The sequence below is a fragment of the Nocardia sp. NPDC049220 genome (genome assembly GCF_040647855.1).
Classification (GTDB): domain Bacteria; phylum Actinomycetota; class Actinomycetes; order Mycobacteriales; family Mycobacteriaceae; genus Nocardia.
The window spans coordinates 23,942-39,676 of sequence record NZ_JBEZDA010000011.1 but is presented as its reverse complement, the minus strand read 5'-3'; the positions used below and the strand labels follow the sequence as shown (position 1 = coordinate 39,676).

The following is a 15,735-nucleotide window of genomic DNA, read 5'->3' as shown; positions in this document are numbered from 1 at the left end:
GCTTCCTTTACAGGCCGAGGTCGGCCTCGAACGCCGCCTCCTCGAGCCGGTGCCGGATCGTGGTCACGAAGCGACCGGCATCCGCGCCGTCGATCAGTCGGTGGTCATAGGTGAGCGGCAGGAAGCACATCGAGCGGACGCCGATGGACTCGTTGCCGGTCTCATCGGTCACCACGACCGGGCGCTTGACGATCGCACCGGTACCGAGCATGGCCGCCTGCGGCGGAACCAGGATCGGGGTGTCGAACAGTGCGCCCTGGCTGCCGATGTTGGTGATGGTGAAGGTGCCACCGGCCAACTCGTCGGGCTTGAGGCCGCCCTTGCGTGCGCGGTTGGCGATGTCGGCGATAGCGCGTGCCAGGCCGGCCAGCGACAGGTCGCTCGCATTGTGGATCACCGGGGACAGCAGGCCCTGATCGGTGTCGACGGCGATGCCGAGGTGCACCGAGGCGTGGTAGGTGATCTCCTTGGTGGACTCGTCGTAGCTGGCATTGACGTTCGGGTGCACGCCGAGCGCCTCGACGACGGCTTTGGCGAAGAACGGCAGGAACGTCAGGTTGACGCCCTCACGGTCCTTGAACGCGGCCTTGGTCTGGTTGCGCAGTGCGGCGATCTTGGTGACGTCGGCCTCGTGCACCTGGGTCAGCTGCGCAGTGGTCTGCAACGACTCGCGAGTCTTGGTCGCCGTGATCTGACGGATGCGGTTGGCCTTTTGCACGGTGCCGCGCAAGTGGGCCAGGTCCGAGCGCACCGCGGCGGGGGCCGCCGGGGCTTTGGCGGCGGGCGCGGCGGGCGCCGACGTAGCAGCGGCGGGAGCCGGAGCCTTCTTGGCCTCGGCGGCGGCGAGCACATCCTGCTTGCGAATGCGCCCGCCGACACCGGAACCGGTGAGCGACGCCAAGTCGACGTTGTTCTCTTCGGCCAGCTTGCGAACCAGTGGGGTGACGTACGGGGTCGCGCCATTGGTTGCCGAATCGGCGGCGGGCGCCGGAGCGGGAGCTGCGGCAGCGGGTGCCGGAGCAGGTGCGGGAGCTGCGGTAGCGGGTGCCGGTGCCGGTGCGGGCGCTGGTGCCGGTGCGGGAGCTGCGGTAGCGGGTGCCGGAGCAGGTGCGGGAGTTGCGGTAGCGGGTGCCGGTGCCGGTGCCGGTGCCGGTGCCGGTGCGGGCGCTGGTGCCGGTGCGGGCGCTGGTGCCGGTGCGGCGGCTGCGGGGGAACTGCTGCCGATAACGCCGAGCTGTCCACCGACCGGGACGACATCGTCTTCCTGCGCGGTGATCTCCAGCAGGGTGCCCGCGACCGGAGACGGGATCTCGGTATCGACCTTGTCGGTGGACACCTCGAGCAGCGGCTCGTCGACGGCGATTTGGTCGCCGACCGCCTTCAGCCAGCGCGTGACGGTGCCCTCGGTAACCGACTCGCCGAGTTCCGGCATCTTGACCGCAGTGCCGTCACCGGACGAAGCGGGCGCGGCCGGTGCGGCGGGGGCAGGCTCCTGGGCGGCGGGAGCGGGCTGGGGTTCGGGGGCGGGAGCCTCCTGCGCGGGGGCGGGGGCCGCGGCCTCCGGAGCGGGCGCGGGTGCGGACGAAGCCACCTCGCCGGCCTCGCTGATGACGCCGAGCTCGCCGCCGACCTCGACCACGTCGTCTTCCTGCGCGACGATCTTCGACAGCACACCCGCCGTGGGGGACGGGATTTCGGTGTCGACCTTGTCGGTGGAGACCTCGAGCAGCGGCTCGTCGACCTCGACCGTGTCTCCTTCCTGCTTCAGCCACCTGGTCACCGTTCCCTCGGTGACGCTCTCACCAAGAGCGGGCATCTGGACGGAGAAGGCCATGTCCGTTGACTCCTCTGACTGCTCGACGGGTTCTACAACAGCTGATCTCACTGCGGACGCTCGTCGCAGGTCGCGACGTGTGTCCGAACGCCACCGATCATTGTGCGTGGCCTCGGAGATGCTGTGTGGTTCTGGTACCGCGGTCCATCCTTGCATTCGCCCGTCCGCCGCGAAGCGCAGGGCTGCGAACTGCGCGGAGCTGGCAGTATGGGAAGACCGGCGATGAACATTCTCCGGTGCCGGAAAGGAGGTCGACGTCGTTGGGTTTGCTGGATCGTTTCCGTGGCGGCGCGACCCGTGGCGGTGCCGCTCTACGTGCGGGTTCGGTGGACAGTGCGGATGCTCGCTATCTGACCGACTGGGTGCGGAGCCACGAGGGAGTCGAAGGCTACGTCGAACCGAAGACGGCGGTGACCGATGTCACAGTCATTCTTATTGCCGCTGATGGTGAATGGACTCGTCGGATCGTCGGCGAGCGCGGGGCACGGCGGCTTGCGAGAAATTTGCGAATCCCTGTCTACGACGTGCGCAAGACCGGCTATCCGCAGCGGATGCGCGACTACGACGCGCGCAAGCGGGTCGAACGCCAGCGAGCGTCGGACGCGGAATTGCGCGAACCGTAAGGGGGCGTCGTCCAGCTCCGACAACGCCCCCCGCGTGTTTACTCGGCAGCGATGTCCTCGATCACTGTGATGAGGGTCCGAACCGGGACGCCGGTGCCACCCTTGCCGATGTAGCCGAACGGACCGCCGGTGTTGTATGACGGGCCTGCGATGTCGAGGTGGGCCCACTGCACATCTCCCGGGACGAACTCCTGGAGGAACGTCGCTGCCATCAGCATGCCGCCCCACCGGTGCGACGCGACATTGGCCAGGTCGGCGATCTTGGAGTTCAGATCGGCCCGCAACTCGCCGGGAAGCGGCATGGCCCATCCGTTCTCACCGACCTCCCGGGAGATGCGGGCAACGCGGTCGCGGAATTCGTCGGTACCCATCACGCCGGGTGTGCGGGTGCCGAGCGCGACCATTTGCGCGCCGGTCAGCGTGGCCACATCGATGATGTAGTCGGGGTCGTCCTCGGCCGCGCGGACGATCGCGTCGGCCAGGATCAGGCGGCCCTCGGCGTCGGTGTTGATCACCTCGACGGTGGTGCCGCCATATTGGGTGAGGACATCGCCGGGACGTTGCGCGGTGGCCGAGGGCATGTTCTCGGCCATCGGCACCGTCGCGGTGACGGTCAGCGGCAGGTTCAGTCGTGCGGCCAGCAGTGTGGTAGCGATCACGGCGGCCGCGCCCGCCATGTCCGAGGTCATGTTCTCCATGTTCTGCGCGGGCTTGATGGAGATGCCGCCGGTGTCGAAGGTGATGCCTTTGCCGACCAGCGCGACCTTCTTCGGGCCACCGGCGTAGGTGATCCGAATCAGGCGGGGCGGGCGGGAGGAGCCTTTGCCGACGCCGAGTACACCGCCGTAACCGCCTGCTTCCAGGGCCTTCTCGTCGAGCACCTCGACGGTGAGGCCGGCAGCCTCGGCGAGGTCCTGCGCGCGGGAGGCGAACTCGGCGGGGAACAGATGGCTGGGCGGGGTGTTCACGAAGTCGCGTGCGGTGGCGACAGCTTCGGCGGTCAGCTTCGCGCGGAAGAACGCCTGCTCCCCGAAGCCCGGCTCGGGCACGAGGAACTCGACGCGGGCCACGGGACGCTCATCCGGCTTGGGCGCGGACTTGGTCGACCTGAACGGTGTGAACGAGTAGGCGCCCAGGTAGAAGCCTTCCGTCGCGGCGCCGAGGTCAATTCCCGACAGCGTGGTCACCACCAGTTCGGTGCCCGACAGCGCGCGGGCCGCCACCCCTGCCGAGCGGCGGATCTGCTCGGCGTCGACCTTGTCGGCGGCGCCGAGGCCGACCGCGAGCACGCTGGACACCCCGCCCAGGCCGGTCGGGGCTGGAACCCGGGTGAGTTCTTCGGCCTTGCCCTTCGCACCGACCGCGCCGAGCTGGTCGAGCAGTTCGGCGCGCACCTCGGCGGTCAGTACGTCGCCGAACAGGTCCTCGGGCACGATAGCGGGGCCGTCTTCGGACGAGGTCAATCCGACGACCAGTACATCGGTATCCGCGCCGATGGTTTCGGTGCGCGCCAGTTCTGGTCCGAGCGAGCGATCTGCAACAGCGGTCATTGGCACAGGTTATTCGGTCCGCTCTCGGTGTCGCATCGCGACGCCATCCAGCAAGAGTTCCACGCCTGCGTCGAGGAGTTCGTCGAAGTCCAGAGCGAAGCCGGCCGGGTCGGTGGTGATGAGGCGATGCAGGACCGGGCGGGTTGCGGGGTCGAGCAATTCGGCCAGCTCGTCGCGCAGCGCGGCTTCGGCTGACGACTGCGGAGCACCGAGACGGTCGACGCGTTCGGAGCTCCACAACAGTGCCAGGCCCTGGACCAGGCCGGATAGTGAGAGGTAGATCGCGAATGCGGTCCGCGTGGTCAGGGCGGGGTGATCGATCGCGGCGACATTGCGTTCGAGGATGTCCAGCAAGGCAGGGCCGAGCGGCGGCCGGGTGCGCGCCAGGATGGGCAGCATCCACGGGTGTCTGCGGTAGAGGCTCCACTCCTGGAGCGCCTCGTGTCGTAGCCGCGGGCGCCAATCGGTGCAGAGCGGGGCGGGTGGCGGGATCTCATCGAGCACCAGTTCGGCCATGCTCGCGAGGAGTGCTTCCCGGTCAGGGAAGTGCCGGTAGAGGCCGGCCGTTGCGACCCCGAGGGCGGCGGCCAGTCGACGCATGGTCAGTCCGTCGATGCCGTGGCTGTCGGCCAGATCGACGGCTGCTCGGGTGATGGTGATCTTGGACATCCGGGTGGGCCGGGTGCTGCGGCGGGTGGGCGCCACGCCGTCCCGCCGGGCGCGGTAGGCGCGGGCCTGGCAGGACCGCGAGCAGTACTTCCGCCTGCGACCGAGGGCCGGTTGGGTCAGTTCGTCTCGGCAGGTCGTGCACCGCATCCGCGGACCCTTCCCTTTCGTCACACAAACCAGTGTGACGAAATACTAGCAAGATGGTTATCACCTGCATAAATTGAACAATCACAGACAATGTTCACCACGAAAGGGTGGTCGATGGAACTCACCGCACGACGCGCCGATGCTCGGGACCGCGACGCGCTGATCGAGGCATTCGGCGTGGCCGGCGCGGACGAAGTGGTCACGGCGTGGGTGCTGGCGGACCAGCCGGACACCGATATCCGGACCGCGTTCGTGCCCGGCCTGGTCGATCGAGCACTGCGCGATGACGAGATCTGGGTCGCGGGGCCGGGCGAGGACATCTGGTCGGTCTCGATCTGGCAGTCCGTCACCTCGGTCGAGCGATTCGCCGAGGAGGCCGCCGAGGCACGAACGCTGGCCGGCCAGGCACCCGACGTGCGGCCGCTGCGCCGGATGGCGACCGTGACCGACCTGCTCGCCCGTGCACACCCACGGGAATTTCCGCACCAGTACCTGCAAGTGATCGTCACGGTGCCGGAGCATCGCGGCAAAGGTGCGGGTGCCGTAATCCTCTCCGACCGGCTCCGAGCCGCCGCAGCGGCGGCAGTCCCGGCATTCCTCGAAGCCAGCACCGAACGATCCGCCCGCCTCTACGCCCGTTCCGGTTTCGTCCGCGCCGGAACCGCGCACCTTCTCCCGGACGATGGCCCGACTCTCATTCCCATGTGGTTTCGCCCGTCGAATGGCAGCCGGCCGCGATGAATTCGCGACTTCTTCGGAATGCCACTCGTCGGTGATCCGTCGGTCGGGCTGGTGGCGGACCGCGCCAGGGGGCGTGCCAGTGCCGAATACGCCCGTGGTAGTGGCGGATAAGCTCGGCGGGTGACCGAGACGAACCTGCTGCAAGGACCTATTCACGCCGTGCATGTCGAGCTGGGTGCTACGTTCGCGCCCTTCGGGGGGTGGGAGATGCCCGTTTCGTACGCGGGGACGGTGGCCGAGCATCACGCGGTTCGCACCGCGGTCGGGCTGTTCGACGTCAGCCATCTGGGAAAGGCGACGGTGCGCGGGACGGGAGCCGCGGCGTTCGTGAACTCGGCGTTCACCAACGACCTCGGGCGGATCCAGCCGGGCAAGGCGCAATACACGTTGTGTTGCGCGCGGGACGGCGGCGTGATCGACGACCTGATCGCCTACTACGTGAGCGACGACGACATCTTTCTCGTCCCTAATGCCGCCAACACCGCGGCGGTGGTCGCCGAATTGCGGGTGGCCGCGCCCGAGGGCGTCACCGTGACCGACGAGCACCGCGATCACGCCGTTTTCGCGGTGCAGGGTCCGCGCTCCATCGAAGTGCTGAGCGCGCTCGGCCTGCCCGCCGAACTGGAGTACATGGCGTACGTCGACGCCGAATGGGATGGCCGCCCGGTCCGCGTGTGCCGTACCGGCTATACCGGTGAGCACGGCTACGAGCTGCTGCCGCGTTGGGATGATGCCGAACCGCTGTTCCGTGCCCTTATCCAGCAGGTGCGGGCAGCCGGGGGGCAGGTGGCGGGCCTCGGCGCCCGCGACACCCTGCGCACCGAGATGGGCTACCCGCTGCACGGGCACGAACTGACGCGGCGGATTTCGCCGGTGCAGGCGCGCTGCGGCTGGGCAGTCGGCTGGAAGAAGTCGGAGTTCTGGGGGAAAGCCGCTCTGGAGCGCGAGAAGTCGGCCGGCCCGCGCCGGCTCCTGCTGGGGCTGCGGGCACTCGACCGCGGCGTGCTCCGGGAAGGACAGGCGGTGCTCCGCGACGGTGCGCCGGTCGGCGAAACCACCTCCGGCACCTTCTCGCCCACCCTGAAGGTCGGCATCGCACTGGCACTGCTCGACACTGCCGCGGACATCGAACCCGGCGCCGAGGTCGAGGTCGACGTACGCGGCCGCCGGGTGCGGTGCCGGGTCGTCCGTCCGCCCTTCGTGGAGACCAACACGAAGTAGTCGGGGTCACTGGCCGGACCAGGGGAGTACCGGGGACATCGCGCCCGGATAGGATCACCGGCATGACCATCGCCGCACAGTTCACCCGTGTTCCGCATACCGCGCCCGTTCCGGCGCAGCGGCGACAAGAGGTACTGGCGGCACCCGGGTTCGGACGCTACTTCACCGACCACATGGTCTCGATCGATTACACCGACGGTGACTGGACCAACGCACGTGTGGAGCCGTATGGCCCGCTCGCGCTGGACCCGGCGACCATGGTGTTCCACTACGGCCAGGCCATATTCGAGGGCTTGAAGGCCTATCGACAGAGCGACGGTAGCGTCTCCTGCTTCCGGATCGACGCGAATGCCGCGCGGTTCCGCAGATCGGCTCGCCGCATGGCGATGGCGGAGTTGCCGGAGGAGTTGTTCATCGAGTCGGTGCGCCAGCTGCTCGAGGTGGACCGAGACTGGGTGCCCGCGGCGGGGGGCGAGGAGTCGCTCTATCTGCGTCCGTTCATGTTCGCGACCGAGGCCGGATTGGGTGTGAAGCCCGCCGCCTCGTACAAGTACCTGCTGCTGGGTTCCCCGGCGGGCGCGTATTTCCCGCGCGGTGTGAAGCCGGTGCGGGTCTGGCTGTCCACCGAGTACGTGCGGGCCGCACCCGGTGGCACCGGGGAGGCCAAGGTCGCGGGCAATTACGCCGCTTCGCTGCTCGCGCAGGCCGAGGCCTCGGCGCAAGGGTGTGATCAGGTCGTGTGGCTGGACGCGTGCGAACGCCGCTACGTCGAGGAGATGGGTACCAACAACCTGTTCTTCGTTTTCGGGTCCGGCTCGGAGGCTCGGCTGGTCACCCCGGAGCTGTCCGGCTCACTGCTGCCCGGCATCACGCGCGAGTCGCTGCTGACCTTGGCCGCCGACTCCGGCTTCCCCGTCGAGGAGCGCAAGATCTCGGTGGAGGAGTGGCGCGCGGGCGCCGAATCCGGTGAGATCACCGAGGTTTTCGCGTGCGGCACGGCCGCGGTGATCACTCCGGTCGGTTGGGTGCGCTCCGGCGATGACGAGTTCAGCATCGGCGGCGGCGAGCCCGGCGAGGTCACCATGGCCTTGCGTGACACGCTCACCGGCATTCAGCGCGGCACCTTCGCCGACATCCACGGGTGGATGCGGGGGATGTGACTCAGCCCGGCATGAGCATGTGCCACTGCTCGAGCGTCTGCGGGCGCAGGACGTAGTTGTTGTCCCGGACGGTGGACAGGGCAGCGTGGGGTTCTTCGGAGTACCAGTGGCCCGGGTAGACCACCGGGTCACCGGTCAGTCCGGCGAGGTAGCGCAGGCTGCGGAACATATCGTCGGAGTTCCCGCCGGGAAAATCGGTGCGACCGCAGCCGTCGACGAACAGGGTGTCGCCCGCGATGAGACGGTTGTCGAACAGGAAGCATTGGCTGCCCGGAGTGTGTCCAGGCGTGTGCAACAGCTCGATGTCGAAAGCGCCGACGGTGATCTTGTCACCGTGTTCGTGACCGGTCAACTCACTGTCGGCGATGCCGGTGACGTTGGCTACCCACGTCAGTTCTTCCGCGTTGACATGTACGGGCACCTGTGTCTTTTCGAGCAATTCGCGCAGACCCGACAGGGTGAAGCCGAGCATGGTGCCACCCACGTGGTCGGGATGATGATGGGTCGCGAGCACCCCGGTCAGCCGGAGACCATCGCTCTCGACGATGTCCACCAGATCGCTTGCCGCGTACGCCGGATCGACCACTACGCACTCACCCGTCTCTCGATCGCCGATGAGGTACGCGAAGTTGCGCATCTGCGTCGCGATCGGATCGCCGACTGCGTAGTCGCGTCCCGACAACAGTTGGCGAAAATAGCGGCGCTCAGAAGACATACCGCACACCTTATTGCCCGACTCAGACGATCTACGCACGACAGCCGGAATGTGCCCGAGTCTTGGGCTCCTGTTCCAGTCCCCACTGGACCGATATCCATCTGGGCCGGCGCGGCAACCTCGCCATTATGGCTTGGTCGACACGGCTAGACGGCCAGCGACAGAACTGTCCCGGTGACGGTGACCGACGTTTCGAGCGCGGCGCCGAGGACGTCGCCGGAGAGACCGCCGAAGCGGCGGGCGCAGTGGCCGACCAGGACCATCCCGGTGGCGAGGGCGAAAAGCACGGCGAGCGGGCCGAGCCAGGGACGGTCGGGCGCAGCCCAGACCGCGAGAACGATCAATACGGCCGACCACGACGCGGCGGCGAGTGTCGACTGGGTGCCCGCGACCAAGACGCCGAAGCCGGTACCGGGTGCGGCGTCGATGCGTCGGCAGGCGAGGACGACGACCACCCGCCCGGTCGCGACCGCGACGGCCACCGCACACCACCGGCCCGAGTCGGCCGCGGCCGCGAAGGAAAATGCTTGTATCCCTATGGCGAACACCAGTGCGGCGACACCAAACGGACCTGCGCCGCCACGCTTCATGATCGCTCTGGCCTGTTCGGGCGGACCGTAGCTGCCCAGGCCGTCCATGGTGTCGGCGAGCCCGTCGAGATGCATGGCCCTGGTGATCAGCGCCAATGCGCCGACCACCAGCAGGCCGGCCAACGGAGTGGCCGCGCCGGCCCAGGTCAGCAGCCACAGCAGTCCCGCAGCACCCGACCCGAGCACCACACCGACGATCGGCGCAAGCCGAATCGCCTGTCTCGCCGCCGCGCGATCGACGTCCGCCGGTCCGCGCACGGGCAACACGGTCAGCCAGGAGAGCGCCAGTCGTACCCCGGTCACCGTGCGCGGCTTCCGCCGACGCTCGACGCTCCGTACTCGCCACGAAGCCGCGCAGACGCCACGCCGACCTGCCGCGACCATGCCGGAACCCTGCGGGCGCCGGTGTGTGTCAAGACAACCCAGGAAACGAATTGCACGCACCCGACAACAACATCCGGTGCCGCCGCACCGATTGTGTCGTGGGGCCGGGAACGATTCACTTGCGCAGGTCCGGAGCGGTCGGTGCCGGTCGCGCGTCGGCGGTGCTGACACCGGCCTCGGCGAAAGTGGACATGTCGGCGAGGACAGCCACCGCGCTGCGGAGGATGGGGAGGGCTGCGAGAGCGCCGGAACCTTCGCCGAGGCGCATGGTCAAGTCGATCACCGGCTCGAGGCGCAGGTGTTTCAATGCGAGGGTATGAGCCGGTTCGGTGGAGCGGTGGCCGGCCAGCCACCAGGCGCTCGCGCCCGCGGCGAGGTCTTCGGCGACCATCGCGGCGGCCGTGACGACAACGCCGTCGAGGATGACAGGAGTTCGACGGGTAGCCGCCTGGGCGAGAAATGCGGCCATCGCAGCGAAATCGGCGCCCGCGGCGACACGCAGAAGCTCGACCGGATCCTTGACGACCGGACGCGCGCGGCGCATCGCATCGCGGATGGCGGCGACTTTGCGCGCCCAGCCGGCATCGTCGATGCCGGTGCCGCGACCGACGGCGGCGACGGGTTCGGTGTCGGTGAGGGTGGCGACGAGGACGGTGGCCGGGGTGGTGTTGCCGATGCCCATGTCGCCGACGATCAGTAGGTCCGCGCCCGCGTCGATCTCTTCGTCGGCGATCGCGCGGCCCGCGGCGAGCGCCGCCTGGACCTCCTCGCCGGTCAGCGCGTCCGCACGGTCGATGGCACCGCTGGAACGGCGCACCTTGTGCTCGGACACCCGCGGATCGGTGTCGGCGTCGACGGAGATGTCCGCGACCCGGACCGTCGCACCCGCCACCGCCGCGAGAGCGTTCACCGCCGCGCCGCCATCGAGGAAGTTCGCGACCATCTGCGCTGTGACCTCGCTCGGATACGCCGACACCCCGTGTCGGGCGACGCCGTGATCGCCGGCGAACACCACGACCGCGGCTCGCTCGAACTGCTTCGGCGGGCACAGGCCCTGGCACGCCGCGACCCAATTGCCGAGTTCCTCCAGCCGTCCCAGGGCGCCACCGGGCTTGGTCAGCTGCGCCTGTCGCTGCTCGGCCGTCGCACGAAACTGTGCGTCCGGCGGCGCTACCGGTCCGAATCCGTGGGTCACTGTCGAGCCTTTCCGGTCGTGGCGGTTCCCGCCGACTTCGCCGCCCAATCTTGCCATTCCCGGCGTCCCGCGCCGCTGGAGCCGGGCTTTCGCCCACGCAGAGCCCCTTCCCGGCCCGGTGTCCTCTCCGCGAGCAGGCCCTGGACGCGAAGACGGCGCGCTGGGCCGGATGCGCTACTTCAGGCGCTGCGGAAGGCCGGCCACGACGAAGAATGCTTCGTCGCAGACCTGGGCGAGGCGCTGGTTGAGGGTGCCCATCTCGTCGCGGAACAGGCGGCCGGAGTGGGTGGCGGGGATGACGCCCATGCCTACCTCGGGGGTCACGATGACGAGGTGGTGCTGGTAGGCGGCGACGGCCTCGAGCAAGGCGTCGGTATCAGAGATGATCGTGCCGCGCGGGGCGTCCCAGGCGGCACGCGCATCGATGCGCGCGGTCAGCCAGGTCCCGATGTCATCGATGAGCGTGACGTCCGACGGGTTGTCCGGGGCGCTGAGAATCGTCGCGGGGTCCGCGCTTTCCACGGTCGACCAGTCGGCGGGGCGGCGGGCGCGGTGCTTGGCGATGCGTTCGGCGAAATCCGAGTCGGCCGGGTCGGGCACCGCGGTGGCGACATAACGGACCGCGCCGCCCGCGTCGGCCGCCAGCTTCTCCGCGAATGCCGACTTGCCGGACCGCGCGCCCCCGACGACCAGGGTGCGGCGCGGCGCTGTGGACGACGAACCTTGCGACACGGGTGCACGCTATCAACCGAAAGGTCACCGACACCGGTTCTTCTCCCTCGCCGCGCGACAATCACTTCTGATTGCGCCGGTCACGAGCGCCCCACGGTCGCGCAGACAAGCCGATGCCGGCATCTCGACCGCCGTCGACGTTGCGACGGCGGTACGTTCCCACCCGGACCGGACCCTGTGAACTCGCCCACGGGCTGACCGACCTCGGCGCCGAATTCACATCCGACATTCGGCGCCGACCGCTCGACCGCGCGCTACGTCTCCTGCCCCCCATCCGGGCTCGCGCCGAAGCGACGGCGGTATTCGGTGGGTGCGATACCGACCAGGCGCTGGAAGTGGTGGCGCAGTAGAGCGCCGGAGCCGAAGCCGGAGCGGGTGGCGATCTGTTCCAGGCCGAGGTCGGTGTCCTCGAGGAGGTGTTTGGTGAGCAGAACGCGCTGGTTGGTGAGCCATTTCACCGGGGTGGTTCCGGTCTCGGCGGCGAACCGGCGGGCGAAGGTACGGGTGGACATGGCGGAGCGGGTGGCGAGTTCCTCGATGGTTTGTGGCAGGTCGAGGTGTTCGTTCATCCACTCCAGGGTCGGGATGAGGCTGTCGGAGGTACAGGCTGCGACCGGGCGTTCGATGAACTGGCGCTGTCCGCCGTCGCGCTGCGGTGAGACCACCATGCGTCGCGCGATCGCATTGGCCACGCCGCTGCCGAGTTCGCGTCGCACCAGGTGCAGGCAAGCGTCGATGCCTGCGGCCGTGCCCGCACTGGTGATCAGGTCACCCTCGTCGACGAACAGCACATCCGGATCGACGGTCGCTTCGGGGTAGTCGGCCGCGAGTTTGTCCACGTAACGCCAGTGCGTGGTGCATTTGCGCCCGTCCAGTAGTCCGGCGGCACCAGCCAGAAACGCTCCGGAGCACACGGTGAGCACCGTGGCGCCCGCCGCTGCCGCGTCGCGGACGGCCTCGACGATTCGTGGATCCAACGCCGCGCCGGTCGTGGTGGCGGCGGCCGGGATGGCGACCAGATCGGCCCCCGCCAGTCCAGCGAGCCCGTATTCCGGTGTGACGGTGATCCCGGGGCTCGTCGATCGCAACGGGATACCCGGCTCGGCTCCGCACACGCGAAAGTCGAAGCCAGGTAGCCCGTCGGCAGTCCGATCGAGACCGAAAACCTCGCAGACGACACCGAACTCGAACATGGCCATCCGCTCGGAGAGCACCACGGCGACCTTTGACAGCATGCGCCCAGTCTACTGGCCGAATCTTTGCGCACAGTGTCAGTGCAGCCACTTTCGGCGGTAAATAGGTGAGCGCAAAATTACCGCCATGATCACTTTTCTCGTTTCATTGGCGGCCTGCGTGGCCTTCGCCGCGTTCGTCGCGTACCGCACCGGCCACGCGGGATCGTCGGATGTCATCGACCGCGACGCCCAGCGCGTACAGGCGGAACTGACCGCGATGCTCGGCCGCGACGCCCACCGCGGATGACCGGCGCGGCGCTTCGGTTACGCCCGAGTCCGCCAATTGCGCTGCGCAACTACCCCGCTGCGCTGCGGAACTAGACCGCGTCGCCGGGGCCGACCCGCGGCTTCGGGGCACGCATCTTGCGGATTTGGGAGGCACGGACGAAGGCGTACCAGCCGAGCCGGTATCCCGTGTCGGTGCTGTCCGGAAAACGCTCTCTGACCCGCCCGTTCACGACCCGGCCGAGTAGGAAGCCCTCGGCGGCCATGAACGCCATCATCACCAGCATGGCCAGTGTGACGATGGTCTGCAGCGCGGGTGCGACGAACATCGACAGGATCAGCACCAGTGCCATCGGCATGAACAAGCCGACCAGGTTGCGTCGGGCGTCGACGATGTCACGGACGAACGCGCGCACCGGCCCCTGGTCGCGCGGCAGCAGGTATTTGTCCTCGCCCGCGAGCATTCGCGCCCGCCGATCCTGGGCCGCGGCGCGGCGCTCGGCCGACGCCTCCTTGCGCTCGGCCCTGGTGCCGCGGGCGGCCTTGCGCCGGGCGCGGGCCTCCTTGGCGGTGAGTGGGGCGGGAGCTACCGGACCACGGCGCTTGCCCTGTGCGTCACGGCGTTTCGGGGTGGGACGGCCTTTGCCTGCGGTGGCTGGGGCTGCCGTCCGGGTGGAACCCGCGACCGAGCCGCTTTCCATGACTGCCGTCGATTCGACGGTCACGTCGGTACTGGACTCGCCGCGACGGAACAATTTCACACCGACCAGGCTATTCGATGCGTTTCGCGGCGAGAAACGCGGTCCGATTCGCCGAAGTGCGCCAGCTCACGGACGTTGCGTGCCGTCGGCGGCCAGGTGGTGGCAAGATAGGGAATAGCAGCCCGCCGAGTGGTGTTGACCGACGCGACCGTGCGCTGTTCACGGGTTGACCATAGGTTCCTCGAGGAGAGTCCATGACTGTGCAGAACGAGACCGCCACCCATGGTGTGACTCTGACCGACGCCGCCGCCACCAAGGCGAAGGCGCTGTTGGATCAGGAGGGTCGCGACGACCTGGCGCTGCGAATCGCGGTGCAGCCGGGTGGTTGCGCCGGCCTGCGTTACCAGCTGTTCTTCGACGACCGCTCGCTCGATGGCGACTTCGTCGTCGACTTCGGGGGCGTCACGCTCGCCGTCGACCGGATGAGCGCTCCGTACGTCCAGGGCGCCTCGATCGACTTCGTCGACACCATCGAGAAGCAGGGTTTCACCATCGACAACCCGAACGCCACCGGCTCCTGCGCCTGCGGCGACTCCTTCAACTGAGCTATTCCGCCTCTCCGGGTATTCAGGCCGTACCGGTCGGGTGACAGCCGATTCGCGTACAGGTCTTGCGTCGGTGGCGCTCGAGTTTTGGGCGTTCCCGGCGAGTTACCCGTGTCCTTGCGAAATCAGTTGTCGCGTTCGGGCGGGTTGCTGTGCCGCGGCACCTGGATCGGAGGGGTGGATCGACTACGGTGAGATCGGGGCTTCCCGTCCCGGTCTCACCGCCTGCCGCCTACCGTTGAAGGGCTCAGTCACGTGTCCATCGCCGTTTCCGCGTCCATTGCGACCGACCACCTCATGCGTTTTCCCGGGCGGTTCGCCGACGTACTGCTGGCCGATCAGCTCGACCACGTCTCGCTGAGCTTCCTCGTCGACGATCTGCAGATCCGTCGGGGAGGGGTCGGCGGGAACATCGTCTACGCCATGGGTCTGCTGAACCACACACCACTGCTGGTCGGCGCCGTGGGCGCCGATTTCGCCGAATACCGCGCCTGGCTGGAATCGCACGGCGTCGACTGCTCCGCCATTCTGGTCTCCAATCATGCGCATACCGCCCGCTTCGTCTGCACCACCGATGACGACATGGCGCAGATCGCGTCGTTCTACCCGGGAGCCATGAGCGAAGCGCGCGATATCTCCATCGCCCAGCTTGCCGAGAAGCGGGAACTCGACCTCGTCCTGGTCGGCGCGAACGACCCGGAGGCGATGCTGCGCCACACGGCCGAGTGCCGCGAACTCGGCATCCCGTTCGCCGCTGATCCCTCCCAGCAGTTGGCTCGCCTCGACGGTGACCAGTCCGTGCAGCTGATCGACGGGGCCACTTACCTTTTCACGAACAAGTACGAGTGGGCGCTGCTGTTGCAGAAGACTGGCCTGAGCGAGGAAGAGGTCGCGCAGAAGGTCGGCATCCGGGTCACCACGCTCGGTGCGGACGGCGTGCTGATCGTCGACCGTGCGGGCACCGAAGTGACCGTCGGCGTGGTCCCCGACACCGCGAAGGTCGACCCGACCGGTGTCGGCGACGCGTTCCGCGCGGGCTTCCTGACCGGCCACACCGCCGGGCTCAGCCTGGAACGCGCAGCTCAGCTCGGCTCGCTGACCGCCGTCCTCGTGCTGGAGACCATGGGCACCCAGGAGTGGACGCTGAACCGGGACGATGCACTGGAGCGCCTCACCCTGGCATACGGCCCCGAAGCCGCGGCGGACATCAAGCCCCTGCTCTGTTCCGCCTCTCCGGGTCTCGAAGCCGTACCGGTCGGGTGACGTTCGATGGGTGTTGAGGTCCTGCGTCGAATGGCGCTCGAGTTCTGAACGTTGCCGGGCGAGTCACTCATCTACTCACGACATCTCTTGCGCTGAAGGCTCTGGGGGTGGCCGCCGGATCACGGCCACCCCGAGAGGCGCAATA

Annotated in this window: 16 protein-coding genes; 7 read left to right on the top strand and 9 right to left on the bottom strand. The window is 68.3% G+C overall.

The genetic code is table 11. The features are described from left to right. Positions 1–7: 7 nt before the first annotated feature. Positions 8–1,834, bottom strand: a complete 1,827-nt coding sequence (gene sucB, locus AB0C34_RS22150; protein WP_357076011.1) for a 2-oxoglutarate dehydrogenase, E2 component, dihydrolipoamide succinyltransferase — start codon at positions 1,832–1,834, stop codon at positions 8–10. Between the two features lie 260 nt (positions 1,835–2,094). On the opposite strand from sucB, the gene AB0C34_RS22145 reads away from it, so the two are divergent. Then, entirely contained in the window at positions 2,095–2,457 is a 363-nt protein-coding gene (locus AB0C34_RS22145) for an oxidoreductase (protein ID WP_357076008.1), read from the top strand. Between the two features lie 38 nt (positions 2,458–2,495). On the opposite strand, the gene AB0C34_RS22140 is transcribed toward AB0C34_RS22145, so the two are convergent. Together AB0C34_RS22140 and AB0C34_RS22135 are read right to left on the bottom strand one after the other, a co-directional pair. Next, complete coding sequence (locus tag AB0C34_RS22140; protein ID WP_357076005.1) at positions 2,496–4,007, bottom strand: leucyl aminopeptidase; 1,512 nt, start codon at positions 4,005–4,007, stop codon at positions 2,496–2,498. A gap of 9 nt (positions 4,008–4,016) precedes the next feature. Continuing rightward, positions 4,017–4,847: a TetR/AcrR family transcriptional regulator gene (locus AB0C34_RS22135; RefSeq protein ID WP_357076002.1), complete on the bottom strand. Its 831-nt coding sequence runs from the start codon at positions 4,845–4,847 to the stop codon at positions 4,017–4,019. A gap of 66 nt (positions 4,848–4,913) precedes the next feature. Here AB0C34_RS22135 and AB0C34_RS22130 point away from each other — a divergent pair, with 66 nt between their 5' ends. From AB0C34_RS22130 to AB0C34_RS22120, 3 genes are all read left to right on the top strand, one after another. Next, positions 4,914–5,564, top strand: a complete 651-nt coding sequence (locus tag AB0C34_RS22130; protein WP_357075999.1) for a GNAT family N-acetyltransferase — start codon at positions 4,914–4,916, stop codon at positions 5,562–5,564. A gap of 120 nt (positions 5,565–5,684) precedes the next feature. Further along, positions 5,685–6,785, top strand: coding sequence for a glycine cleavage system aminomethyltransferase GcvT (gene gcvT / locus AB0C34_RS22125; protein ID WP_357075996.1), 1,101 nt, complete (start codon positions 5,685–5,687; stop codon positions 6,783–6,785). A gap of 62 nt (positions 6,786–6,847) precedes the next feature. Continuing rightward, a complete protein-coding gene (locus tag AB0C34_RS22120) occupies positions 6,848–7,945 on the top strand; it encodes a branched-chain amino acid aminotransferase (protein ID WP_357075993.1) in 1,098 nt (365 codons plus the stop codon). Between the two features lies 1 nt (position 7,946). On the opposite strand, the gene AB0C34_RS22115 is transcribed toward AB0C34_RS22120, so the two are convergent. The 5 genes from AB0C34_RS22115 to AB0C34_RS22095 form a co-directional block, all read right to left on the bottom strand. Further along, positions 7,947–8,660 carry an MBL fold metallo-hydrolase gene (locus AB0C34_RS22115; protein WP_357075990.1) on the bottom strand — a complete coding sequence of 238 codons (714 nt, stop codon included), beginning with the start codon at positions 8,658–8,660 and terminating at the stop codon, positions 7,947–7,949. A 146-nt stretch (positions 8,661–8,806) separates the two neighbouring features. After that, positions 8,807–9,553, bottom strand: a complete 747-nt coding sequence (locus AB0C34_RS22110) for an adenosylcobinamide-GDP ribazoletransferase (protein ID WP_357075987.1) — start codon at positions 9,551–9,553, stop codon at positions 8,807–8,809. 196 nt (positions 9,554–9,749) lie between these two features. Next, a complete protein-coding gene (cobT, locus tag AB0C34_RS22105; protein ID WP_357075984.1) occupies positions 9,750–10,829 on the bottom strand; it encodes a nicotinate-nucleotide--dimethylbenzimidazole phosphoribosyltransferase in 1,080 nt (359 codons plus the stop codon). Between the two features lie 174 nt (positions 10,830–11,003). After that, on the bottom strand, positions 11,004–11,561 hold the full coding sequence (cobU, locus tag AB0C34_RS22100) for a bifunctional adenosylcobinamide kinase/adenosylcobinamide-phosphate guanylyltransferase (RefSeq protein ID WP_357075981.1): 558 nt from the start codon (positions 11,559–11,561) through the stop codon (positions 11,004–11,006). A 254-nt stretch (positions 11,562–11,815) separates the two neighbouring features. Then, positions 11,816–12,796: a helix-turn-helix domain-containing protein gene (locus tag AB0C34_RS22095; protein ID WP_357075979.1), complete on the bottom strand. Its 981-nt coding sequence runs from the start codon at positions 12,794–12,796 to the stop codon at positions 11,816–11,818. A gap of 85 nt (positions 12,797–12,881) precedes the next feature. On the opposite strand from AB0C34_RS22095, the gene AB0C34_RS22090 reads away from it, so the two are divergent. Then, positions 12,882–13,043 (top strand): hypothetical protein, encoded by a 162-nt coding sequence (locus tag AB0C34_RS22090; RefSeq protein WP_357075976.1) that lies wholly within the window; start codon positions 12,882–12,884, stop codon positions 13,041–13,043. Positions 13,044–13,113: 70 nt separating this feature from the next. Here AB0C34_RS22090 and AB0C34_RS22085 read toward each other — a convergent pair whose 3' ends face one another. After that, positions 13,114–13,722 carry a DUF3043 domain-containing protein gene (locus AB0C34_RS22085; protein ID WP_357076373.1) on the bottom strand — a complete coding sequence of 203 codons (609 nt, stop codon included), beginning with the start codon at positions 13,720–13,722 and terminating at the stop codon, positions 13,114–13,116. Between the two features lie 254 nt (positions 13,723–13,976). Between AB0C34_RS22085 and AB0C34_RS22080 the strand changes: the two genes are divergently transcribed. After that, positions 13,977–14,327 (top strand): iron-sulfur cluster assembly accessory protein, encoded by a 351-nt coding sequence (locus AB0C34_RS22080; protein ID WP_357075973.1) that lies wholly within the window; start codon positions 13,977–13,979, stop codon positions 14,325–14,327. A 255-nt stretch (positions 14,328–14,582) separates the two neighbouring features. Next, entirely contained in the window at positions 14,583–15,590 is a 1,008-nt protein-coding gene (locus AB0C34_RS22075; RefSeq protein ID WP_357075970.1) for a carbohydrate kinase family protein, read from the top strand. Positions 15,591–15,735: the final 145 nt, after the last annotated feature.

What these genes read in the sequence shown, in the direction of transcription:
- sucB (WP_357076011.1), bottom strand. Translation starts at nt 1,834, where the DNA reads ATGGCCTTCTCCGTCCAGATGCCCGCTCTTGGTGAGAGCGTCACCGAG.
- AB0C34_RS22140 (WP_357076005.1), bottom strand. Translation starts at nt 4,007, where the DNA reads ATGACCGCTGTTGCAGATCGCTCGCTCGGACCAGAACTGGCGCGCACC.
- AB0C34_RS22130 (WP_357075999.1), top strand. Translation starts at nt 4,914, where the DNA reads ATGTTCACCACGAAAGGGTGGTCGATGGAACTCACCGCACGACGCGCC.
- AB0C34_RS22120 (WP_357075993.1), top strand. Translation starts at nt 6,848, where the DNA reads ATGACCATCGCCGCACAGTTCACCCGTGTTCCGCATACCGCGCCCGTT.
- AB0C34_RS22115 (WP_357075990.1), bottom strand. Translation starts at nt 8,660, where the DNA reads ATGTCTTCTGAGCGCCGCTATTTTCGCCAACTGTTGTCGGGACGCGAC.
- AB0C34_RS22095 (WP_357075979.1), bottom strand. Translation starts at nt 12,796, where the DNA reads ATGCTGTCAAAGGTCGCCGTGGTGCTCTCCGAGCGGATGGCCATGTTC.
- AB0C34_RS22090 (WP_357075976.1), top strand. Translation starts at nt 12,882, where the DNA reads ATGATCACTTTTCTCGTTTCATTGGCGGCCTGCGTGGCCTTCGCCGCG.
- AB0C34_RS22085 (WP_357076373.1), bottom strand. Translation starts at nt 13,722, where the DNA reads ATGGAAAGCGGCTCGGTCGCGGGTTCCACCCGGACGGCAGCCCCAGCC.
- AB0C34_RS22080 (WP_357075973.1), top strand. Translation starts at nt 13,977, where the DNA reads ATGACTGTGCAGAACGAGACCGCCACCCATGGTGTGACTCTGACCGAC.